Raw genomic sequence first — 230 nt, forward strand, 5'->3', positions numbered from 1 at the left:
CTCGACGACGGCTCGATCTACGCCCTGCCGGGCAAGCTGCTGTTCTCCGACGCCAAGGTCGACGCCCACACCGGGCAGGTCACGTTGCGCGGTGAATTCCCGAATCCGAAGCGCGTCCTGCTGCCGGGCATGTATGTCCGCGTCCAGATCGAGCAGGGCATCGACACCGACGCGATCGCCGTGCCGCAGCAGGCGATCCAGCGCAATGGCGGCGGCGGCAGCGAGGTGTT

The 230-nt window shown here is 67.8% G+C and carries 1 pseudogene; it reads left to right on the forward strand.

Annotated elements, in window-relative coordinates:
• A pseudogene (locus tag AC1RQI_RS17595) lies at nucleotides 1-230 on the forward strand (efflux transporter periplasmic adaptor subunit); the annotation flags it as partial.

The sequence above is a fragment of the Salicola sp. AFF1 genome (assembly GCF_056783195.1).